Origin of the sequence: Microbacterium sp. AB, from assembly GCF_032878875.1 — a bacterium.
Classification (GTDB): domain Bacteria; phylum Actinomycetota; class Actinomycetes; order Actinomycetales; family Microbacteriaceae; genus Microbacterium; species Microbacterium betulae.
On record NZ_CP118157.1, the window covers coordinates 3,190,317 to 3,209,974 of the forward strand.

General features: G+C 71.6%; 19 protein-coding genes. 14 read left to right on the top strand and 5 right to left on the bottom strand.

What is annotated here, in order from left to right:
• Positions 1-86 precede the first annotated feature (86 nt).
• Positions 87-1,859, bottom strand: a complete 1,773-nt coding sequence (locus N8K70_RS15100) for a DEAD/DEAH box helicase (protein ID WP_317139173.1) — start codon at positions 1,857-1,859, stop codon at positions 87-89.
• A gap of 257 nt (positions 1,860-2,116) precedes the next feature.
• Between N8K70_RS15100 and N8K70_RS15105 the strand changes: the two genes are divergently transcribed.
• The 8 genes from N8K70_RS15105 (at position 2,117) to N8K70_RS15140 (ending at position 7,821) form a co-directional block, all read left to right on the top strand.
• Entirely contained in the window at positions 2,117-3,010 is an 894-nt protein-coding gene (locus tag N8K70_RS15105; protein ID WP_317139174.1) for a phosphoribosylaminoimidazolesuccinocarboxamide synthase, read from the top strand.
• Positions 3,007-4,038, top strand: a complete 1,032-nt coding sequence (locus N8K70_RS15110) for an ATPase (RefSeq protein WP_317139175.1) — start codon at positions 3,007-3,009, stop codon at positions 4,036-4,038. Before N8K70_RS15105 ends, N8K70_RS15110 begins: the two co-directional genes overlap by 4 nt.
• Before the next feature lie 146 nt (positions 4,039-4,184).
• A complete protein-coding gene (locus N8K70_RS15115; RefSeq protein ID WP_317139176.1) occupies positions 4,185-4,520 on the top strand; it encodes a hypothetical protein in 336 nt (111 codons plus the stop codon).
• A gap of 25 nt (positions 4,521-4,545) precedes the next feature.
• Positions 4,546-4,854, top strand: coding sequence for a hypothetical protein (locus N8K70_RS15120; protein WP_317139177.1), 309 nt, complete (start codon positions 4,546-4,548; stop codon positions 4,852-4,854).
• Positions 4,854-5,918 (top strand): DUF6177 family protein, encoded by a 1,065-nt coding sequence (locus N8K70_RS15125; protein ID WP_317139178.1) that lies wholly within the window; start codon positions 4,854-4,856, stop codon positions 5,916-5,918. The genes N8K70_RS15120 and N8K70_RS15125 overlap by 1 nt, the downstream gene beginning before the upstream one ends.
• Positions 5,918-6,250 carry a hypothetical protein gene (locus tag N8K70_RS15130; protein WP_317139179.1) on the top strand — a complete coding sequence of 111 codons (333 nt, stop codon included), beginning with the start codon at positions 5,918-5,920 and terminating at the stop codon, positions 6,248-6,250. Before N8K70_RS15125 ends, N8K70_RS15130 begins: the two co-directional genes overlap by 1 nt.
• A 3-nt stretch (positions 6,251-6,253) precedes the next feature.
• Entirely contained in the window at positions 6,254-6,622 is a 369-nt protein-coding gene (locus tag N8K70_RS15135; RefSeq protein ID WP_317139180.1) for a DUF6507 family protein, read from the top strand.
• Positions 6,622-7,821, top strand: a complete 1,200-nt coding sequence (locus N8K70_RS15140) for a hypothetical protein (RefSeq protein WP_317139181.1) — start codon at positions 6,622-6,624, stop codon at positions 7,819-7,821. Before N8K70_RS15135 ends, N8K70_RS15140 begins: the two co-directional genes overlap by 1 nt.
• Here N8K70_RS15140 and N8K70_RS15145 read toward each other — a convergent pair.
• Positions 7,818-8,995, bottom strand: a protein-coding gene (locus N8K70_RS15145; RefSeq protein ID WP_394357785.1) for an IS3 family transposase whose coding sequence is annotated in 2 segments (ribosomal slippage) — positions 7,818-8,726 and positions 8,729-8,995 — 1,176 coding nt in all. Because the reading frame shifts where the segments join, the coding sequence is not laid out codon by codon here. The two genes, N8K70_RS15140 and N8K70_RS15145, sit on opposite strands and share 4 nt — an antisense overlap.
• A 200-nt stretch (positions 8,996-9,195) precedes the next feature.
• Here N8K70_RS15145 and eccCb point away from each other — a divergent pair.
• The 3 genes from eccCb (at position 9,196) to N8K70_RS15160 (ending at position 13,051) form a co-directional block, all read left to right on the top strand.
• Complete coding sequence (gene eccCb / locus N8K70_RS15150) at positions 9,196-10,971, top strand: type VII secretion protein EccCb (protein WP_317139182.1); 1,776 nt, start codon at positions 9,196-9,198, stop codon at positions 10,969-10,971.
• Positions 10,968-11,510 carry a hypothetical protein gene (locus N8K70_RS15155; RefSeq protein ID WP_317139183.1) on the top strand — a complete coding sequence of 181 codons (543 nt, stop codon included), beginning with the start codon at positions 10,968-10,970 and terminating at the stop codon, positions 11,508-11,510. The genes eccCb and N8K70_RS15155 overlap by 4 nt, the downstream gene beginning before the upstream one ends.
• A gap of 158 nt (positions 11,511-11,668) precedes the next feature.
• On the top strand, positions 11,669-13,051 hold the full coding sequence (locus N8K70_RS15160; protein WP_317139184.1) for a uracil-xanthine permease family protein: 1,383 nt from the start codon (positions 11,669-11,671) through the stop codon (positions 13,049-13,051).
• Between the two features lie 151 nt (positions 13,052-13,202).
• On the opposite strand, the gene N8K70_RS15165 is transcribed toward N8K70_RS15160, so the two are convergent.
• Complete coding sequence (locus N8K70_RS15165) at positions 13,203-14,153, bottom strand: hypothetical protein (protein WP_317139185.1); 951 nt, start codon at positions 14,151-14,153, stop codon at positions 13,203-13,205.
• Between the two features lie 241 nt (positions 14,154-14,394).
• Between N8K70_RS15165 and N8K70_RS15170 the strand changes: the two genes are divergently transcribed.
• The gene (locus tag N8K70_RS15170) at positions 14,395-15,771 is read left to right on the top strand and encodes an FAD-binding oxidoreductase (protein WP_317139186.1); all 1,377 of its coding nucleotides are present in this window, start codon (positions 14,395-14,397) and stop codon (positions 15,769-15,771) included.
• A 111-nt stretch (positions 15,772-15,882) separates the two neighbouring features.
• Here N8K70_RS15170 and N8K70_RS15175 read toward each other — a convergent pair whose 3' ends face one another.
• Positions 15,883-16,323 (bottom strand): GNAT family N-acetyltransferase, encoded by a 441-nt coding sequence (locus N8K70_RS15175; protein WP_317139187.1) that lies wholly within the window; start codon positions 16,321-16,323, stop codon positions 15,883-15,885.
• Positions 16,324-16,380: 57 nt separating this feature from the next.
• Here N8K70_RS15175 and N8K70_RS15180 point away from each other — a divergent pair, with 57 nt between their 5' ends.
• Positions 16,381-16,797 carry a VOC family protein gene (locus tag N8K70_RS15180; protein WP_317139188.1) on the top strand — a complete coding sequence of 139 codons (417 nt, stop codon included), beginning with the start codon at positions 16,381-16,383 and terminating at the stop codon, positions 16,795-16,797.
• 77 nt (positions 16,798-16,874) lie between these two features.
• Here N8K70_RS15180 and N8K70_RS15185 read toward each other — a convergent pair whose 3' ends face one another.
• Complete coding sequence (locus N8K70_RS15185; RefSeq protein ID WP_317139189.1) at positions 16,875-18,206, bottom strand: MFS transporter; 1,332 nt, start codon at positions 18,204-18,206, stop codon at positions 16,875-16,877.
• 212 nt (positions 18,207-18,418) lie between these two features.
• Between N8K70_RS15185 and N8K70_RS15190 the strand changes: the two genes are divergently transcribed.
• Positions 18,419-19,636: a helix-turn-helix domain-containing protein gene (locus N8K70_RS15190; RefSeq protein ID WP_317139190.1), complete on the top strand. Its 1,218-nt coding sequence runs from the start codon at positions 18,419-18,421 to the stop codon at positions 19,634-19,636.
• Positions 19,637-19,658 lie beyond the last annotated feature (22 nt).

Here is a 19,658-nt window from a genome sequence, read left to right on the forward strand (position 1 = left end):
GGGACGCCGCGCGCTCGCCTCCTCCCCGGAGGGAGGGCAGCGCCTCGGGGCGATGAGCCCGAGCGCCGGACCGGCCGGACGCCGCCCTACGAGCGCGGCTTCCGCGCCGGGCGGTCGCCGCGGTCCCCACGCGGGCCGCCGCGTCCGTCCCGGTCGTCGCGCGGGCCGCGGGTGCTGCGGAACGGACGGGGGTCGGGGCGCAGCTCGATGGGCTTGCCGCCGATGCGGGTGTCCCTCAGCCGGTCGAGCGTCTCACGCGGGAGGTCGGCGGGGAGCTCGACGATGGAGAAGTCGGGCCGGATGTCGATGCGCCCGAAGTCCTGCCGGCTGAGGCCTCCCTCGTTGGCGAGGGCACCGACGATCTGCCGCGGCTCGACGCGCTGGCGCTTGCCGACCTCAATCCGGTACGGCGAGAGCGGGGCGCCGCTGCGGGGGCGGCGCTCGTCGCGGGCGCCCTGCTCGCGCTCGGGCCGCTCGCGGCGGGGAGGGCGGATCTCCTCCTCGAGCAGCAGCGGGGTGTCACCCTGCGACACGATCGCGAGGGCGGCGGCGACGTCCGCCTCGACGACGTCGTGGTGCTCGACGTAGTGGGCGATGATGTCGCGGTACTGGCCGAGCTTCTCCTGGTCGGCCAGCGCGACCGTGATCGCGTCGTCGAAGCGGCTGAGCCGCGTGACGTTGACGTCCTCCACGCTGGGGATGCGCATCTCGGTGAGGGGCTGGCGCGTGGCCTTCTCGATCGCGCCGAGGAGACGGCGCTCGCGCGGCGTGACGAAGCTGATGGCCGCGCCGCTACGGCCCGCACGACCGGTGCGGCCGACGCGGTGGACGTACGACTCCGTGTCGATCGGGATGTCGTAGTTGACGACGTGCGTGATGCGGTCGACGTCGAGGCCGCGCGCGGCGACGTCCGTCGCGACGAGGATGTCGAGCTTGCCCGACTTCAGCTGGTCGACCGTGCGCTCGCGCTGCGCCTGCGCCACGTCGCCGCTGATCGCGGCGGCCGTGTAGCCGCGGGCGCGCAGCTTCTCCGCGAGCGTCTCGGTCTCGCTCTTCGTGCGGACGAAGACGATCATCCCCTCGAAGTTCTCGACCTCGAGGATGCGCGTGAGCGCGTCGACCTTCTGCGGATACGACACCATGAGGTAGCGCTGGGTGATGTTCGCCGACGTCGTCGTCTTGCCCTTGACGGTGATCTCCTCCGGGTCGCGGAGGTGCTGCTGCGAGATGCGGCGGATCTGGGCGGGCATCGTCGCGGAGAACAGCGCGATCTGCTTCTCCGCGGGCGTCTCGGCGAGGATCGTGTCGACGTCCTCCGCGAAGCCCATCTTGAGCATCTCGTCGGCCTCGTCGAGCACGAGGAAGCGCAGCGCGGAGAGGTCGAGCGTGCCCTTGTCGAGGTGGTCGAGGATGCGGCCGGGCGTGCCGACGACGATGTGGACGCCGCGACGGAGCGCCGACAGCTGCGTGCCGTACCCCTGGCCGCCGTAGACGGGCAGCACGTGGACGCCGCGCAGGTGCGAGGCGTACTTCTCGAACGCCTCGCACACCTGCAGGGCCAGCTCGCGCGTGGGCGCGAGGACGAGCGCCTGCGGCGTCTTCTGCCCCGGGTCGAGCTGGTCGAGGATGGGCAGCGCGAACGCGGCCGTCTTGCCCGTGCCCGTCTGCGCGACGCCGAGGACGTCGCGCCCCCCGAGCAGCGGGGGGATGGTCTGGGCCTGGATCGCGGAGGGGGTCTCGTAGCCGACGTCCTTCAGCGCCTTGAGGACGGCATCGCCGAGGCCCAGGTCGGAGAAGGTCGGGACGGTCTCCGCGGAGACGTCCTCGGTCGGCGCGGCGGGGGATTCGGAAGATGCCATACTGCAACGGTATGCCGCCGGAGGCGTTTCCGCCGACCCGCTCGCCCTCGGCGCGCGATCTGGGCGTGTTCGGAAGACCCCGCCGCGGGATGAGCGTCTGCGCGCGAAAGGCGTCCCCTCGCGGGAGGAGAATCCCTCCGGGGGAGGACGGTCCCCCATATCCGCCCTCCTCGGCATAGGGAGCACGCGAAGACGGCGCAGCGGGCGAGGCCGCCGCGGCGGCGCGCGCATCCGCCCCGCGCCGCGATAATGGTCGGGTGAGCGACGCCATCGAGGTCTCCGGCTGGAAGCACGTCTACTCCGGCAAGGTCCGCGACCTGTACGTGCCGGACGTGACGCCCGAGGGGGCGCACGCGGACCGGATGCTCGTCGTCGCGAGCGACCGGGTCAGCGCCTTCGACCACGTGCTCTCCCCCGGCATCCCCGGCAAGGGCGAGCTGCTGACGACGCTCAGCCTGTGGTGGTTCGACCAGCTGGCCGGCGCCGACGGCGGAGAGCCCGTCCCGAATCATCTGACACCGGATGACCTTCCCGCGGAGGTCGCGGGGCGGGCGATGACCGTCCGCTCGCTCGATATGCTCCCCGTGGAATGCGTCGTCCGCGGCTACATCACGGGCTCCGGATGGGCGGAGTACGTCGTGCGCGGCACGGTCTGCGGCATTCCGCTCCCGGAGGGCCTGGAGAACGGAGACCGGCTCCCGGAGCCGATCTTCACCCCGGCGTACAAGGCGCCGCTCGGCGAGCACGACGAGAACATCTCCTTCGACAAGACCGTCGAGATCGTCGGGGCCGAGCGCGCGGCCGAGCTGCGCGACCGCTCGCTGGAGATCTACCGCCGCGCGGCGGCGACCGCCGAGGCGCGGGGGCTCGTCCTCGCCGACACGAAGTTCGAGTTCGGCGCGGATGACGCCGGCGTGCTGCGCCTCGCGGACGAGGTGCTCACGAGCGACTCCTCGCGCTACTGGGACGCGGAGGCGTGGCGCGCCGGCGCGACGCCGTCCGCGCGGATGGCGAGCTTCGACAAGCAGATCGTGCGGGACTGGCTCGCGGCGCACTGGGACAAGGAGGGGGAGCCCCCCGCCCTTCCCGCGGACGTCGTCGACCGCACGGTCGCGCGCTACCGTGAGCTGCTGGAGCGCCTCACGGCGTGAATGCCGCCGGCACCGGCGACGCTCTCATCCTCATCCCCGGAGATCTCGTGACCGACCCGTCCACGCCGCCGAACGGCGAGCATCCCACCGCGAGCGGCGAGCCCGCCGCTCCCGGCCGTTCCTCCTTCCTCCACGGCTCGGCGCGCACGGAGCCCGCGCAGACGGGGTGGCGCGGGCTGCTCAGGCGGGCGGGCGTCGAGCTGCCTCCCTCGGAGGCGGAGCTCGCCGTCCGCGCCGACGAGCACGCCGTGAGCCAGCACTGGCCGGGGCCTCGGAAGATCGCCGTGGTCAACGCGAAGGGCGGCACGGGGAAGACGCCCGCGACAGTCTTCCTGTCATCGGTGTTCGCGCGCCTCGGGGGCGTCGGCGTGCTCGCCTGGGACAACAACCACACCCGCGGCACGCTCGGGTGGCGCACCGAGCAGGCGGAGCACGACCGGACCGTCCTCGACCTCCTGCCGGAAGCCGACCGCCTGCTCCACGGGGATGCGCACGCCGCCGACCTGTCGAGGTACGTGCACCACCAGGCCGCCGACCGGTTCGACGTCCTCCGCGCCCAGCCCGTCCGGCTCGCGGACGAGCAGCGGATCGAGACGGCCGACGTCGACGTGATCCACGAGATCGCGACGAAGTTCTACCGGCTCATCGTGATGGACTCCGGCGACGACGAGTCGGATCCCGTGTGGCGGCGGATGATCGACCACGCCGACCAGCTCGTCGTGACGACCACCACGAGGTCGGATCACGCCGAGTCCGGCGCCCTGCTGCTCGAGGCGCTCGCCCAGCGCGACGCCCGTTCGGCGCGGCTCGCGGAGCGGGCCGTCGTCGTGGTGTCGCAGGCGGATCCGCGTGCGTCCGCCGCGGAGGTGGAGCGCGTGGCGAACGGCTACTCGCCGCTCGCTCGCGCGGTCGTGCGCATCCCGTTCGACCGCGGGATCGTCGACGGACCGCTGCGCTCCGACCGCGTCTCCCCGCGCACCCGCCGGGCGTGGCTCGCCGCCGCGGCGGCGGTCGCGCGAGGCCTCTGACGCACCTTCTCCGGGAGAGGATGGGCAGGACTCCCCATCCTCGGGTCTTGAGATGCACGCCGAGATCCGTTAACTTCTGCCCGTTCCACTCCAGGTCACGCGAGAACGACGGACAGACGAGAAGCGGGGGCATCATGAAGTTCGCGATGGAAGCACAGACGCTGGTCCGGCTGGGTCAACGGTCGGAGACCGAATCGGATGACCTGGGCGCCCTCGTGCGTCAGCTGGTCGACGCCGCCGAGCCTCTGACGGGCACCTTCAACGGGCCCGCGAAGGCACGGTTCAACAACTTCAAGGTCCGCACGGACGACATCGCGACCGCGCTCAACAACGCGCTCGTGGGCATCGTCGGATCGATCTCGGGCCAGAACCGGGCGTTCGTGACGGCCGCCGAGGACGGCGCCTCGGCCCACGAGAACGCGGAGGGCTCGTCCGACTTCAGCGCGCAGTCGCTGCTCGCACGCATCTCGCCGCAGGCCTGAGCTGCGGCACGGAGAAGGGGGAATCATGGTGGAGAACAACGTCGATCGCAACGACTACAGCGTGGGCGCATCGCAGGCGGCACAGTCGAACTTCGAGGCCGTCGCTGCCCGGCTGGAGGCCGCGCTGGACCGTCGCGACGCCGACGTCAAGCAGGCCCTCGCGGAGTACCAGGCCGACGGGGTGTCGGACGAGTACGCCGCTCTCGAGCAGCAGTGGAACGCCGCCGGTGCGCAGGTCCGCTCGATCATCTCGACCATCCGCGGGTCGCTCGAGCAGAACGACGACATCGCCATCCGCGCGCTCCAGCAGGCTCGGGCGTCCATCCCGGGCTGATGGGCCGCCGTTTGCTGCATCCGTTCTCCGACGAGTGGACGGATGAGTACGAGGCATACGCCGCGACCGCGTCGCGGGTGACGTACACGTTGCCCCTGAGGCGCTTCATCGACGACTGCCGCGACAAGGAACGTCGTCCGGTGCTCGTCACGGAGGAGGCCGCGACGCTGACGCCGCATCTCGTCAAGGCGCTCGCCGACGGCGGCGGCTCCTGGGCGTTCCGGGCGCGCGGCGGATACTACGACGCGTCGTCGGGCTACCGGATCGGATCGTTCCCCGAGCTGTGGCGGGGGCCGTCGTCGTTCGACGATCGACACGGGGCTTACGGGAGCCCGTCCGCGAGATCGGAGGGCGTCTTCCTCTTCGAGGTGTACGCGTCGGAGCGGGCCGTGGCGGAGACGCGCGTGGGCGCGCTCGCAGAGCATGTCATCGCGGGGCTCGGCGGTCGTCGGGCGATCGACCGCTGGGACAGCGAGGAGCCCCTCGCGCGGACCTGGAGCGTCGACGCCGTCACCGCCGTCGCGCGCTCGGAGATGCCCGCGAGCGGCCGCTATCTCCTCGGTACGCCCGACCACGCGTGGGCGAACATGGCCGTCGCCCGGACGAGGCGGGGCCTGCTCGAGCACGTCGCGGGCGGCGTGCCGGCGGGCGCCTACGCGTCGCCACGCGGCATCGAGCACGGTGTCAACCCGGCGCTGCACCCCGCGGTGACGGAGATGCTCGCGGGACTCGTCGATCGGTTCCGCCCGAACGTCGCGATGATCTCGTACGGCGAGTACGCGCGCACCGATCACGGCGTCGTCCGCGGCGTCGGCACGACGCGGCCGGATGTGCCGCTCGCCGTGCTCATCGGGCCTCGTGGCGTGCGCGATCTGCGCATCGACGTGGACGATCTGCGGTCGCGCCACGACGTCACCGTGCTCGGCCCGGGTCGGGTGCCGAGCCTGCTCGTGCGGATGTCGGGCCGGAACAGCCTGTGGGGCCAGCTGGCGGCGTTCGCATACGACCTGGATCAGGAGCGGCTCGGCGCCGCGCTGGCGGTCGAGTTCGAGGGAGGACGCTGATGCCCACCGAGCTGGTTCTCCTGAGCGAGGTCGCCCCCACGCCGGATGGCATGGTCGCGGTGGCCGCACGCGTCTTCCCCGATGGGCAGCACGCGTTCTGCCGCGACGGCGCCGTGTCGTTCGCGAACGGCCTCGACCAGGCCATCCTCACGGTTCATCCCGCGAAGCCGGTGCATGAGCACGCAGCCGCAGCCGCCGCGTTGAAGGATCCTCCCGAGGCGTTCGCGCTGTGGGCGGAGATGACGGTCCCCTACGGGCACGAGCGCCCGGGACGACATCTGGCAGATCAGATCGCCGCCGCGCTCGGCGGCACGGTGCGAGAGCGGGCGTGACCCATGTCGACATGGCGGATCGATCATCTGTCGGTGCAGCAGGTTCTGCAGCAGGTCTCCTCGAGCCAGGAGGAGCTGTCGTCGAGCGTGAGTGAGCAGGCGGTGACGACGGCCTTCGACGGCCTCACCTGGGGCTCCCTGCTCACGCAGCCCGTCCCTCAGGCGCTGGATGCCGTGCTGGCCCAGTACCAGACGAACCTCGAGGCGATCGGCAACCGCATCAGCGCGGGGATGGTCGGCGTGGGCAACGCGACGATGGCCTACCGTGCGGGGCAGGAGGACATGGCCGCGACCGTTCAGCAGCAGATGCACCACGCGGCGGACACGGGAGACTTCACGTTCTTCGAGCAGCACGGCCAGGGAGGCGCGTGATGGCTCACATGATGATGGACGGCGGCGGCTCGGGCGGCGCCTCGGGCGACGGCCTCATCGACCCGTCGCAGTTCCCCTGCCGATCCGCCGACTTCTCGCAGGACCGGATCCTCGCGTCGGCCGCGGCCGTCTCGGGCATCGGCGACAACGTCTTCGCGGCCGTCGAGAACACCCAGACGGCATGGAACGGCCTGCAGAGCCCGGGAGTGTACGAGGCGCCTGAGCAGGACGCCGTGTACACGCTCATCCAGCCGGCGGTCGACGAGGCGCAGACCTTCCGCGACGGCCTCGGCCGCGTGTCGCAGGCGCTGAGCACCTATGCCGACGAGCTCGCCGCCATCCAGCCGGCCCTCCGAGATCTCGAAGAGCGCGCCGCGGCGTTCCGTGCCGAGGCCCTCGCCGGGTACGAGGTGAACAACTACGAGGCACACGGCTGGTTCGCCTACTTCGGGTGGGCGGACATGGGCCCGCTGGCCCAGGCCGAATCGCAGGGGACCGCTCTCGACCCGATGGGCAAGACCACGATCGGATGGCGTGAGCACGGCCCCGCGAGGGACAAGAACGAGGAGCTCCTGACCGAGCACGGCGAGATCCTCGAACGCGTCTCGACCGCCGCGGCGAACTGCGCGAACACCATCAACGCCGAGCTGAACATGTGCGTCGCCCCGGTGGTGCCATTCGACGCCGAGGTCTTCCTCCAGACCGATGACCCCATGCCGTTCGGCGCGCCGATGGAGGAGGACCGCAACTGCACCGAGTCCGTCGGGCACGGCTTCCAGACATTCGTCGGCGACACGATCCACGGCATCGTGGGCCTTGTCGGCTTCGACGAGAACTGGCAGCACTCCTGGGAGTACGCCGGCCAGAACTGGGCGAACACGGGCGACTTCCTTCTGTCCACGCTCATCATGCTCAACCCGCAGCTGTGGCTCGGCTCGATGGGCAACCAGATGCTCGGGCACGGCACGGAATATGACGCGTGGATCATGGAGCGCCTCAATCTCGGGTTCGGCGGATGGAGCAGCCTCATCGGCTACGACCACTTCGCCGCCCTCGAAGGCGAAAACGGGTGGCATCGCTGGGAGGAGGACGGCTGGGCAACGCTCACCGAGAGCGGCCTGGGCCTCGGAACCATGTTCCTCGGCGGGTCCGGCTTCGCCCGGGGCGTGAGGAACGAAGTGGTGACAGGTTCGGTTTAGGCCGCGAGTGTGAGCGGCTCGGCTAGCTTGGCTTCGAACTCGATGGGCGTCAACCCGCCGAGGGTGTCTTGGGCTCGCTGACGGTGGTACTTCCGCTCGATCCAGACCACGATGGCCAGCCGCAGCTCTTGCCGCGTCGCCCACCGCTGTTGGTTAAGCACGTTCGTCTGCAGCAGGGACCAGAAGCTCTCCATGGCCGCGTTGTCGCCAGCCGCGCCGACTCTGCCCATCGATCCGACCATGTCATGACGGCGCAGCTCGCGGACCATCGCGCGGCTGCGAAATTGACTGCCCCTGTCGGCGTGCAGAATGCAGCCGGCGACCTCACCCCGGCGAGTGACGGCGTTGCGGAGCGCGTCGACGGCGAGCTTCGCGGTCATCCGGTTCGAGATCGAGTAACTGACGATCCGGTTCGAGAACACGTCCTTGATCGCGCAGCAGTAGAGCTTGCCTTCGCTCGTCCAATGTTCCGTGATATCCGTGAGCCAGAGCCGGTTCGGCGCGTCCGCGCGGAACGCCCTCTGGACGTGATCATCGAACACGGGCGGGCCGGCCTTCTTGCCCTTGCCCCGCCGCCGGCGTTGCGCCGACGAGAGAATCGCGGCCTGAGAGCATAGCTTCCACGCCGTCCTGCGGCTCATCCGCCACCCTGCACGACGCGCCTCATCGGCGAGGTATCGGTATCCGAACGTGAGGTCGTCGTGGTGCGCGTCATGCAGCGCGTTGGTCCGATACGCGCGGAGGACGTCTGCGTCGCGGATGGGATCATTGCGCCAGCGGTAGTAGGGCTGGCGGGCGAGCTTGAGGACCCGGCACGACACCGTTACGGGGATCCCCGCGTCGGCGAGCTCGGCAACGAGCGGGTACGTCATTTTGGGGAGCCACCGAGTTTCAGGTTCGCTTGCGACAGATACGCCGCCGCTCGCCTGAGGACCTCGTTCTCCTGCTCGAGGAGACGAATCCGCTTCTTCAACTCGCGAGCCTCCGCGGCGTCCGCGGCGGTCTGACCGGGACGGTTGCCGTCTTCGACATCGGCCTGGCGGAGCCAGTTCTGCAGCGTTGCTTCGCTGATGCCGAAGTCGGTGGCGATCTGTTTGATGGTGACGCCACTCTCGCGGCTACGAGCGACCGCGACGACGTCCTCGCGGAACTCTCTGGGATAAGGACCAGGCATGATGACATCCTCCCCGTCAGCGCCTCCCGGCACTAACGATCAGTTGTCACCGATTCGTTCCTCACGCCCGTCTGCCCGCCGTCCCGGGCTACGGCATCCTCAAGGTCGACACCTCCCTCTACCAGCGGTTCCGTTCCGGCTACGTCTCCGCGCCCGTCGCGGCCGAACGCCGCCCGCCCGAGCCCGACGACGCTCCCCGCGTGCTCGAGCTTCCGCTGTACAACGGGATCGGGGAGGAGGACTCCGCCGCGTCCGACGCCCCGCCTCCGCTGCGCCGCCCGGAGACGGGGCGGCTCCTCATCGACGAAGCCGTCGACCGGCTCCGCGACGACACCCGCGCCGTCCGCCCCGTCTGGCTTCCGCCGCTCCCCGAGCGCCTGAGCCTCCAGCCCGTCGTCGACCGCGACCGGACCGCGGGCGACCTCGACGTCGTCGTCGGTCTCGAGGACGACCCTGCCCACCAGCAGCAGAAGCCGTGGGTCGTCGATCTCACGAAGGCCGGAGGACACGTCGCCATCATCGGCAGCCCGCAGTCGGGCCGCAGCACGCTCCTGCGGACGATCGGCGCCTCCCTCGCGCTGACGAAGACCCCCACGGAGGTCGCGGTCTACGGAATGGACCTCACGGGAGGCGGGCTGCGCCGTATCGAGGGCTTCCCCCACGTCGGCGGCGTGGCGACGCGCGGCGACAGGGGACGCCTCGGGCGTCTCCTGGAGGAGATCGGCGGGATGCTGGCGCACCGCGAACGCGTGTTCAAGGAGCGGGGCATCGACTCCGTCGCGCATCTGCGCGCGCTGCACCGGGCGGGACAGCTCCCCGAGCTCGCCGCCGCCGACATCCTCCTGCTCGTCGACGGCTACGGCGCGCTGCGCCAGGACTTCGACGACCTCGAGTCGGCGTTCACCGACATCATGCTGCGCGCGTCGAGCTTCGGCGTGCACCTCGTCCTCGGCCTCACGCGCTGGAGCGAGGTGCGGATGGCGCACCAGTCGCTCTTCGGCACCCGGATCGAGCTGCGGCTCAACGACCCGGCGGACTCCGCGATCGACCGCAAGCTCGCGCAGACGATCAGCGCCGAGACGCCGGGTCGCGCGCTCACCGATGCCAAGACCCTCGCCCAGGTCGCCCTCCCCGTGCTCGACCTCGTCGAGTCCGACGACATCGGCTCGGCGCTCGAGCAGCTCGCCGAGCGCTCGGCCGCGGCGTGGAGCGGGCCCTTCGCCGCGCCCATCCGCCTGCTCCCCACCGATCTCGATCCGGCCGAGCTCCCCGACCCCGTCGACGAGCCCGACGCCATCCCCCTGGGGCTCCGCCAGGACACGATGGGGCCGGCGACCTGGGACTTCACCCGCGACGAGCAGCATCTGCTCGTCCTCGGCGACGCGCGCAGCGGGAAGACGAACGCCCTCCGGCTCATCGCGCACGGGCTGATCGAGCGGTTCACCCCCGAGGAGCTCGCGATCGCCGTGGTCGATCCGCGCGGACACGTCGCGGACGCGATCCCGGAGGACTACCTCGCCGCGCACGCCAAGACGGCACGGCAGGCGGCAGGGCTCGCGTCGTCGATCGCGTCCGAGCTCGCGCAACGACCGGGACGCACGCCGGAGGAGAACCGGCGCTCTCCGCGCGTCGTCGTGCTCGTCGACGACCACGACATCGTCTCCGCGGGCGGCGCCGAGCACCTCGCGCCCCTCGTCGAGCAGCTGCCGGCATCCCGCGACACGAAGCTCCACATCGTCGCGGCACGTCCCGTCGCCGGCGCGGCCCGCGCCCTCTACGGAGCCCTGCTGCAGGGGCTGCGCGACACCGGCGGCGCCACGCTCCTCCTCTCCGGCGACCGCGCGGAGGGCCAGATCCTCCCTCGCCTCTATCCCGAACGGTTCCCGCCCGGACGAGGACGGTACGTCCGGCGAGGCGAGCGCCCTCGCGTGATCCAGATCGCCCATCTCGGCCGGGCGAAGGACGACGACCGATGAGCGCCCTCACGATCCTCGGCGCGACCGGCGGCGTCGGCGCGACGACCGTCGCCGCTCTCGCGCTGCACGCGCTCGGCTCCCGCGGATCGCGTCTGCCCGTCGTCATGTCCGTCGACCGTCCCGCGCTCGAGGCACGCCTGGGGGCGCGTATCACCGCGCCCCGGTACAGCACCCACGAGGTCGGCGACGGAGGACGGTTCGCCCCCGCCGACGCCTCCGAGACGCTCGAGAACGGGTTCCTCTGCCTCGTCAGCGCGGCCACGCCCCTCGGAGACGCCCATGCGTCCGCGCTGCTCCGGCGGGCGAAGGCCGAGATCGGGACGGCATCGCTCGAACGCCTCGTGATCGTGCGCAACGGGGCGACCGGGCCCTCACGCGGACGCCCGGACCTCCCCGCCTGGGCGCGTCGCCTCGACATCCCGTTCGACCGCGCGCTCGCCGACCATCCCGACGTGACGACCGCGAGCGGATCGCTCTCCCGCCGCACCCGCACGGCCGTCGCGGCATGGTCGCAGCTCGTCCACCGCATCGTCGGCTGAACGCGGCTCGCTCCCCTCACGCCGCCCGTCATCCCGCGACGCACGGCACGCGCTACGGTTTCGTAGGGCCGCATCGCGCGCGACCCGAGCCCGCGCATCCGCCGGCACCCTCCGTCCGCTCCCCCGAGCATCCGGACCCCGCCCCGAAGGAGAACCCCATGCCCCTGTGGACCGTGCACGGCGACGGCCGCACCGTCGCCGCCGGCGCCGTCGTCGCCCCGACCGAACGCCTCGGATGGCCCGCGACCGTCGCGATGGGCGTGCAGCACGTCGTGGCGATGTTCGGCGCGACGTTCCTCGTGCCCACGCTCACCGGCTTCCCCGTGTCGACGACGCTGCTGTTCAGCGGTCTCGGGACGCTCCTCTTCCTCGTCATCACGAAGAACCGGCTGCCGAGCTACCTGGGCTCCTCGTTCGCGTTCATCGCACCGATCACGGCCGCCGTGGCCGCGGGCGGGATGGGCTCCGCGCTCGCGGGCGTCGTCGCGGTGGGCGTGCTGCTCGCGCTCGTCGGCGTCGTCGTGCAGGTCGCCGGGCTCGGCTGGATCGACGCGCTCATGCCGCCCGTCGTCGCGGGGGCGATCGTCGCGCTCATCGGCTTCAACCTCGCTCCGACCGCGTGGGGCAACTTCGAGGCCGACCCCGTGACGGCGACCGTCACGCTCGTCGCGGTCATCCTCTTCGCCGTGCTGTTCCGCGGGTTCCTCGGGCGCATCTCGATCTTCCTCGGCGTCGTCGTCGGCTACGTCTTCGCCGCGGCGAACGGCTCGTTCGACGTCGTGAACCCCGCGACGGGCACGACGCCGGCCGAGGCGATCTCCGAGGCCGCCTGGGCGGGCCTGCCGCAGTTCCACCTGCCCGACTTCATCGAGCCCGGCACGTGGACGACGATCGCGATGTTCCTCCCCGTCGTGCTCGTCCTCATCGCCGAGAACGTCGGCCACGTGCGCGGCGTCGCGACGATGACCGACCCGTCCGTCAACGCGCACACGGGCCGCGCGCTCATCGCCGACGGCGTCGCGACGACGCTCGCCGGCGGGTTCGGCGGCTCGGGCACGACGACCTACGGCGAGAACATCGGCGTCATGGCCGCGACGCGCGTCTACTCCACGGCCGTGTACTGGGTCGCGGGGCTCGCGGCCATCCTGCTCGCGTTCTCACCGAAGGTCGGCGCCGTGTTCAACTCGATCCCGGCGGGCGTGCTCGGCGGCGTGACGACGGCGCTGTACGGGCTCATCGGCATCATCGGGATCAAGATCTGGGTCGACAACCGCGTCGACTTCTCGCGCCCCGTCAACCAGTACACGGCGGCCGTGGCGCTCGTCATCGGCATCGCGGGCTTCTCGATGCAGCTCGGCGACTTCGCCTTCGGCGGCATCGTGCTCGGCACGGTCGCGGCGCTCGTGATCTATCACCTCGGCAACCTCATCGCCCGCGCACGGCGCACCGGCGCGGACGACGGCGGCCCCATCCCCGCGGTCGGCCCCCTCGGCGGCGACCCCCTCGACGACGCTCCGGAGGCGCAGGCCGGGCGGACCTGACCCGGGCGCGCGTCGCCCGGCCCGGCGCATCCCGCCGCGCGGCCGCGCCTCGCCCGGCCCGTTCGAATGACGAAAACGACCCACTTCTCTGCCCGAGGTGGGTCGTTTTCGTCATTCGAATCGCAGGGGCGGGGATGGGATGGGACGGGGCTCACGGCCTCCATCCGCCCGCGAGGAGGGCTGTGCGCACGCGCCCGGCCAGCTCGGCCGGCCTGCGGATGAGCTCGGACGTCACCTGGATGACGACCCATCCGTGGGCACGGAGCCTCTCGATGCGTTCGACGTCCTTCGCATGGCGATCACCGTGGAGACGCCCCTGGTACTCCACGACGACGCCGAACTCCGGGAAGCACATGTCGACGCAACCGAGGAACTTTCCGCGTGCGCTCCACAGGTCGATGTTGAGCTGCGGTTCCGGCAGACGCGCCTGGACGAGGATGACCCGGGTCAGCGATTCGCGAGGCGACCAGGAGTCGAGACGGATGAGTGGGAGCGCGGCCCGCAGCCGTTCGGCGCCGCGCCGCCTCCCGGCCGCAAGCGCCGTGTCGAGGAGCCGGGGCGTCGTGAGCGGCGGCCTTCCCGCATCCGGCCGGAGAAACCCCTCACGCCATACCCGGCAGAAGTAGTCTCCCAGCGCGACGAGGTCGGGCACGGAGAGCTCCCCCCGCATCGCCCACGTCGACGCCGGCGACGAGACCGGCAGCCCGTCGCGGAACACCGCCACGGCCATCCCCGCCCGCACGCGGCGCCCCCGGACACCCCTCGTCCGCGGCAGGCTGCCGTTCCCGATCACGCTCACGTGGAGCTCCGCGTCGAGCGGGACGGGTGCGCCCCAGATCACGGCCGCCGTCGTGTGGCTGAAGAACTGACCGGCGCCGAGCTTGGGCGCATAGGCGTGCGCGCGCCGGAGCAGGTCGGCACGGCGGGCGTCCCACACGGACGCGGGAGCATCGGGCATCGCTTCGCGCAGTCTCCGCACGCCGTGGAACGGTCTCTCCAGGTCACTCCCCCGCAGTCTGCCCGCGCTCACGCCCGCGGCGAGGGCGTCTCCGACGAGGAAGCTCTGCGAGAGCTCTTCGGGGAGTGGACCGTTGCGCGCCATCCCCCTACCGTGCCAAATCACGCGGACGCGCCTCGGCGGTTGTCCACAGGCGGGGCGGGCCGGCTGCACCGGAGGACCACCCGACCGCCCCAGACACGGTTCGAATGACGAAAAAGACCCGGTTTGCGCGGCAGAGTGGGTCGAATTCGTCATTCGAACGGTCGGCAGGATGGGGGCGGGGCGGGCCGGGAGGATGGCCGCGCGGGGCGGGGCGGGGCGGGGAGGAGTAGCGTCGGAGGGGATGAGCATCCTCGCCCTCCTCGCCGCAGCGCTGCGCGACGACCAGATCCGAACCGACCCCGAGGCGCTCGAGGCCTACAGCCACGACGACGCCGAATGGGCGCCGTACCGACCCCCTCTCGCGGTCGTCTTCGCCGAGACGCTCGATGACGTCGTCGCGACCGTGACGGCCGCCCGCGACACCGCGACGCCGATCGTGCCGCGCGGCGCCGGCTCGGGCCTCTCCGGAGGAGCCAACGGCGTCGACGGATCGATCGTGCTGAGCCTCGAGCGGATGACGGGGATCACCGAGGTCAACGTCGACGAGCGCTATGCGATCGCGCAGGCGGGCGTCGTCAACGACGTGCTGCGGCAGCACGTCGCGCAGCACGGACTCTGGTACCCGCCCGACCCGGCCTCGCAGTCGATCGCGACGATCGGCGGCAACGTCGCCACGAACGCCGGCGGCATCTGCTGCGTGAAGTACGGCGTCACGACCGACTACGTGATCGGGCTCACGGTCGTGCTCGCCGACGGCCGGGTCGCGAGGCTCGGCCGCACGACGGCGAAGGGCGTCACGGGGTACGACCTCACGTCGCTCGTCGTCGGGTCGGAGGGGACCCTCGCGATCGTCGTCGACGCGACGCTGTCGCTCCTCCCGCTCGCGGGCCGCGAGGAGCGGGCGATCGTGGGCTACTTCGACGACCTCGTCGCCGCGGGCCGCGCCGTCGCGGCCGTCGCGAGCGACGGCATCGTCCCGTCGGCGCTGGAGCTCATCGACAGGACGTGCATCGACGCCGTCAACGCCTGGCAGGACCTCGGCATCCCCTCGACGGCATCCGCGATGCTCATGGCGAAGGTCGACGAGACGGGCGAGACGGGTCAGCGGCTCGCCGCGCGCGTCGCCGCCTGCTTCGAGGCGGCGGGCGCCACGGGCGTCGAACGCGCGGACGACCCCGACGAGGTCGACCGGCTCATCCTGGCCCGCCGGCTCGCCTATCCGTCGCTCGAACGCCTCGGCCCCGTGCTCACCGAGGACATCTGCGTGCCGCGCACGCGCGTGCCCGAGATGCTCGCCCGCATCGAGGGCATCGCCGCGACGTGGGACGTCACCATCGCGAACATCGCCCACGCCGGCGACGGCAACCTCCATCCGCTCATCATTGTCCCGGACGGCGACGACGCCGCGAAGGAGCGCGCGAAGCGCGCGTTCGACGAGATCGTCGACGGATGCCGCGACCTCGGCGGCACGGTCACGGGCGAGCACGGCGTCGGACTGCTGAAGCTCCCCGGAGCCCGCGCCGAGCAGGGCGAGACCGTGCAGGACATGCAGCGTGCGATCAAGCGCGCCCTCGACCCGCAGGGCATCCTCAACCCGGGGAAGGCGATCCCGGCCTGATCGGAAGACGTCAGGCCCCGGGCGCCGCGACGACCAGGGGCGCCGCTCGGAGACCGGGCGATCGGCCGAGAAGCGAGCGCGGGCTCGGCGATCAGACGGCGGCCGTGCCGATCAGAAGGACGCCCGCCCGTCGGGCCCGGGGCGCACGAGCCAGTTCTCGGGCGAGGAGACCGGCCCCCATCCGTTCTGCGCATAGAGGCCGTGGGCATCGGAGGTCATGAGCAGGGTGCGTTTCAGACCGAGGGCATCGAGCTCTGCGGCCACGCCGGCCACGAGCGCCTTGCCGACGCCCTCGCCGCGCAGGGCGGGGTCGACGATCACGTCGGCGAGCCATCCGAACGTCGCGCCGTCCGTCACGAGCCGTGCGAACGCGACCTGGCGGCCGTCGGCCCGCCGGTACACGCCGAAGCACCGCGACCCGTCGATCGCCGCGTCCTGGAGCGCGCGCGACCGGCCGATGGCCCAGTACGCGTGCTCGCTCAGCGTGCGGTGCACCCAGCCGCGGTCGATGCGCGCGGCGTCGGCGGAGAACTCGTAGGCCGTCTCGTCCATCCCCCCAGTGTCGCAAGAGCGACCGGCGGTCGGAGTGTCCCGTGCTTGGATGGCGGCATGCCGGGACTGCACCACGTCGAGATCTGGGTGGCGGATGCCGCGAGCGCCCGCGCGGAGTGGGGATGGCTGCTCGAGCGGCTCGGATGGCGGCTCGACGCCACGTGGGACGGCGGCTTCTCCTGGCGCGCGGACGGCGTCTCTCTCGCCTTCGCGGAGTCGCCGAACGTCGTCGGCGACGCGCACGACCGCCGCCGGCCGGGGCTCAACCACCTCGCCTTCCACGGCGGATCCCGCGAGGAGGTCGACGCGATCATGGCGGCCGCCCCCGCTCGCGGGTGGCGACCTCTCTACGCCGACCGCTATCCGCACGCCGGCGGACCCGATCACTACGCCGGCTGGATCGAGAGCGCCACGGGGTTCAAGGCCGAGGTCGTCGCGTCGCCGTCGGAGAGCGGCACCGCCCCGGAGCGGTGAACCGCGCCGTCGTCGCGGGCGCCCGCGGCCGGCCTGGGTCCGCCACGCTCGCGACGGGGCCGCGCGGCCCCGGACGCTCAGTGGGTGAAGCCTTCGAGGCGCTGGCTCAGCGACGGGGCGAGTCGCCCGCAGACGGCGGTGACCACGGCGATCACGACCAGCATGACCGCGGCCGGCCACCAGGCGTCGCCCGCGCTGGCGACGAACGCCGTCGCCAGCAACGGGACGATCCCGGACACGACGCCCGCGCCGTTCTGCGCCAGGGCCACGCCCGTGTACCTCGTCGCAGGGGGGAACAGCCCCGTGAGGATGGTGCCCGATGCGGCGTAGCAGTACGACAGCGAGCACACCGCCACGGTGATGCCGACGATCACGAGGAGGGGCAGCCCGGTCCCGATCAGCACGAACGCGGGGAACGCGATCACGGCCGTCACGATCCCGCCCCAGATCACCACCCTGCTCGCACCGTGCTTCTCGCCGAGCCGTCCGCCGTGGAGGATCACGGCGATCTCGAAGAGGGCCGCGATGACGGTGGCGAGGAGGAGCATGTTCGGCTCGAGGCCGAGCGCACGCACGCCGTAGCTCACCACGAAGGTGGTGACGAGGTAGAAGCCGCCGACCCCCAGGAATGCGACGCCGACGCCGACCAGGACCTGACGCCACGACTGCACGAAGACCGCCTTCACGGGAGACCTCTCGCTCTCGCCTCTCGCCTGGATCGCCTTGAAGACGGGCGACTCCTCCAGACGCGCGCGGATCCAGACCGCGATCAGCAGCAGGGGGATGGCGACGAGGAACGGGATGCGCCAGCCCCAGGCGTCGAAGTCGTCCTGGCTGAGCCACAGCGTGAGGAAGAAGAACGCGCCGGACGACAGCACCGTGCCGATCGGGGACCCCACCTGGGGCAGCGCAGCGAAGCGGGCGCGCATCGACAACGGCGCGTTCTCGACCGCGATCGTCATGGCGCCCGACCACTCGCCGCCGACGAAGAGCCCTTGGAGCACCCGCAGGAGGATGAGGACGATCGGCGCCCACACGCCGATCGACGCATAGTTCGGCAGGACGCCGATGAGGGCGGTCGCGATGCCGATGCCGACGATCGTCGTGAGGAGGACCGCGCGACGCCCGATCTTGTCGCCGAGGCTGCCGAAGAGGATCCCGCCGAGAGGACGGACGACGAACCCGATCGCGAGCGTCGCGAACGACGCCATCGTCGCGATCGCGACGTTGTCGGTCGCGAAGTACTGCACGTTGAACACGAGGGCCGCCGCCGTGTTGAAGAGGAAGAAGTCGTACCACTCCATCGCGGTGCCGACCAGCGCGCCGATCGCGACCCTGCGCGCCTCGGGCACCGTGATCGTCCCGGCGGTGTCCGACTCGATCGTCGATTGCGCGGTTCTCTCAGCCATGCGGTTCCTCCAGGGGTGCAGGGGACGTCGACGTCAGCCTTCCGCGTCCGGCCCCGTGAGTCATTGGGCGCCCTTCCCCGATTCCGGCGGACATTTGTGCGCCCGCACAGATGCCGCATGCCGCGCCGGTGGATAGGCTCGACGCGGTGTCCGACGCTCTCGCGAGGCGTGTGGTGAGGACGTCTCCGACCGAATGGCGAACTGGCGGCGACATGAGCGATGCACACGGTGGCCGGCACTCGGACGAGGGTGCCCCGCAGCCCGGCACGGCACACAGCTGGACCGAGCTGCTGGACGACCTGTCGAGCGAGGTCGACGAGCTCGCCCGCCGTTACGTCGGACGCGTCAAGCTGATCCCCGGCTACGAGGCGGCGGCGTACATCCCCGATCGCGAGCTCCACGACACGGCGCTCGAGTGCATCGACATGCTCGTCGAGTGTCTCCGTGTCGGCGAGCCGACGCGCAGGCTGACCGGCATCGCCGAGGAGGTCGGCAGGAGGCGTGCCCGTCAGAGCGTCCCCTCCGAGGCGCTCGCCACCGCCGTGCAGCTCAACTTCGGGGTGATCTGGGGCCGGCTGCTCGAGCTGTGCGGACCTCGCGAGGCGGTCACGCTGGCTGCCCATGTCGAGCCGACGTGGCGGATCAACGACCATTTCGCCGCCCAGGTGATCGCCTCCTACACGCGCGAGACGGCGGTCGTCACCCAGGAGCGGCTGAACGTGCGGCAGTCGATCGTCGGCCGTCTCTTCGGGACGGCTCAGCGCTCCGAGGCGGTCGCCCGGAACGTCGCGTTCCAGCTGGATTGCGACCCCGACGGCACCTTCGAGGTCGTCGTCGCCGACCAGGCCGTCGACCAGGAGACGCTGCACCGGCTCGACGCCCGCCTGCGGCGGCTCCCGTACTTCGTCCATCGGACCGCCGGCCTCACCGTCGCCTTCTGGCCGGCCGCGCTCGCGTCGGACGAGCTGCGGCGGTCCATCTCCGGCCTCCGCTGCGCGCACGACGCCGACGTGCGGGGGATGGCGAGCATCCCGGCGGCGGCGCGTGCGCTGAGTAGCGTCTTGGAGGCGACCGACCCCCTCGTGCGCAGGGTGATCGACCTGCATACGGGGCTGCCGCTCCTCGCGCGTCGAGCGCTCCTGAACGATCAGGTCGATGTGAGGAGGATGCTCGAGGACCGGTTCGCGGAATGCGACGAGGCGGAGCGGGAGCGCATCCGCGACACCGTCGTCGCGTACCTCTCGACGGGGAGCACCCAGGCCGCGGCGACCCGGTTGTTCTGCCATCGGAACACCGTCCTGAACAGGATCGCGCGGTTCACCGCGCTCACCGGCCTGGACCTCACGATTCCGGCCGACAGCGCCATCGCCGTCCTCGCGTGGTCGGTCGTCCCGCCGTCGGACGACTCGGATCGCCGACGCGGCGGATGACCGGCCCGCTCCCGGCTCGCCG

What these genes read in the sequence shown, in the direction of transcription:
- N8K70_RS15100 (WP_317139173.1), bottom strand. Translation starts at nt 1,859, where the DNA reads ATGGCATCTTCCGAATCCCCCGCCGCGCCGACCGAGGACGTCTCCGCG.
- N8K70_RS15115 (WP_317139176.1), top strand. Translation starts at nt 4,185, where the DNA reads ATGGAAGCACAGACGCTGGTCCGGCTGGGTCAACGGTCGGAGACCGAA.
- N8K70_RS15120 (WP_317139177.1), top strand. Translation starts at nt 4,546, where the DNA reads ATGGTGGAGAACAACGTCGATCGCAACGACTACAGCGTGGGCGCATCG.
- N8K70_RS15125 (WP_317139178.1), top strand. Translation starts at nt 4,854, where the DNA reads ATGGGCCGCCGTTTGCTGCATCCGTTCTCCGACGAGTGGACGGATGAG.
- N8K70_RS15130 (WP_317139179.1), top strand. Translation starts at nt 5,918, where the DNA reads ATGCCCACCGAGCTGGTTCTCCTGAGCGAGGTCGCCCCCACGCCGGAT.
- N8K70_RS15135 (WP_317139180.1), top strand. Translation starts at nt 6,254, where the DNA reads ATGTCGACATGGCGGATCGATCATCTGTCGGTGCAGCAGGTTCTGCAG.
- N8K70_RS15140 (WP_317139181.1), top strand. Translation starts at nt 6,622, where the DNA reads ATGGCTCACATGATGATGGACGGCGGCGGCTCGGGCGGCGCCTCGGGC.
- N8K70_RS15155 (WP_317139183.1), top strand. Translation starts at nt 10,968, where the DNA reads ATGAGCGCCCTCACGATCCTCGGCGCGACCGGCGGCGTCGGCGCGACG.
- N8K70_RS15160 (WP_317139184.1), top strand. Translation starts at nt 11,669, where the DNA reads ATGCCCCTGTGGACCGTGCACGGCGACGGCCGCACCGTCGCCGCCGGC.
- N8K70_RS15165 (WP_317139185.1), bottom strand. Translation starts at nt 14,153, where the DNA reads ATGGCGCGCAACGGTCCACTCCCCGAAGAGCTCTCGCAGAGCTTCCTC.
- N8K70_RS15170 (WP_317139186.1), top strand. Translation starts at nt 14,395, where the DNA reads ATGAGCATCCTCGCCCTCCTCGCCGCAGCGCTGCGCGACGACCAGATC.
- N8K70_RS15175 (WP_317139187.1), bottom strand. Translation starts at nt 16,323, where the DNA reads ATGGACGAGACGGCCTACGAGTTCTCCGCCGACGCCGCGCGCATCGAC.
- N8K70_RS15180 (WP_317139188.1), top strand. Translation starts at nt 16,381, where the DNA reads ATGCCGGGACTGCACCACGTCGAGATCTGGGTGGCGGATGCCGCGAGC.
- N8K70_RS15185 (WP_317139189.1), bottom strand. Translation starts at nt 18,206, where the DNA reads ATGGCTGAGAGAACCGCGCAATCGACGATCGAGTCGGACACCGCCGGG.
- N8K70_RS15190 (WP_317139190.1), top strand. Translation starts at nt 18,419, where the DNA reads ATGAGCGATGCACACGGTGGCCGGCACTCGGACGAGGGTGCCCCGCAG.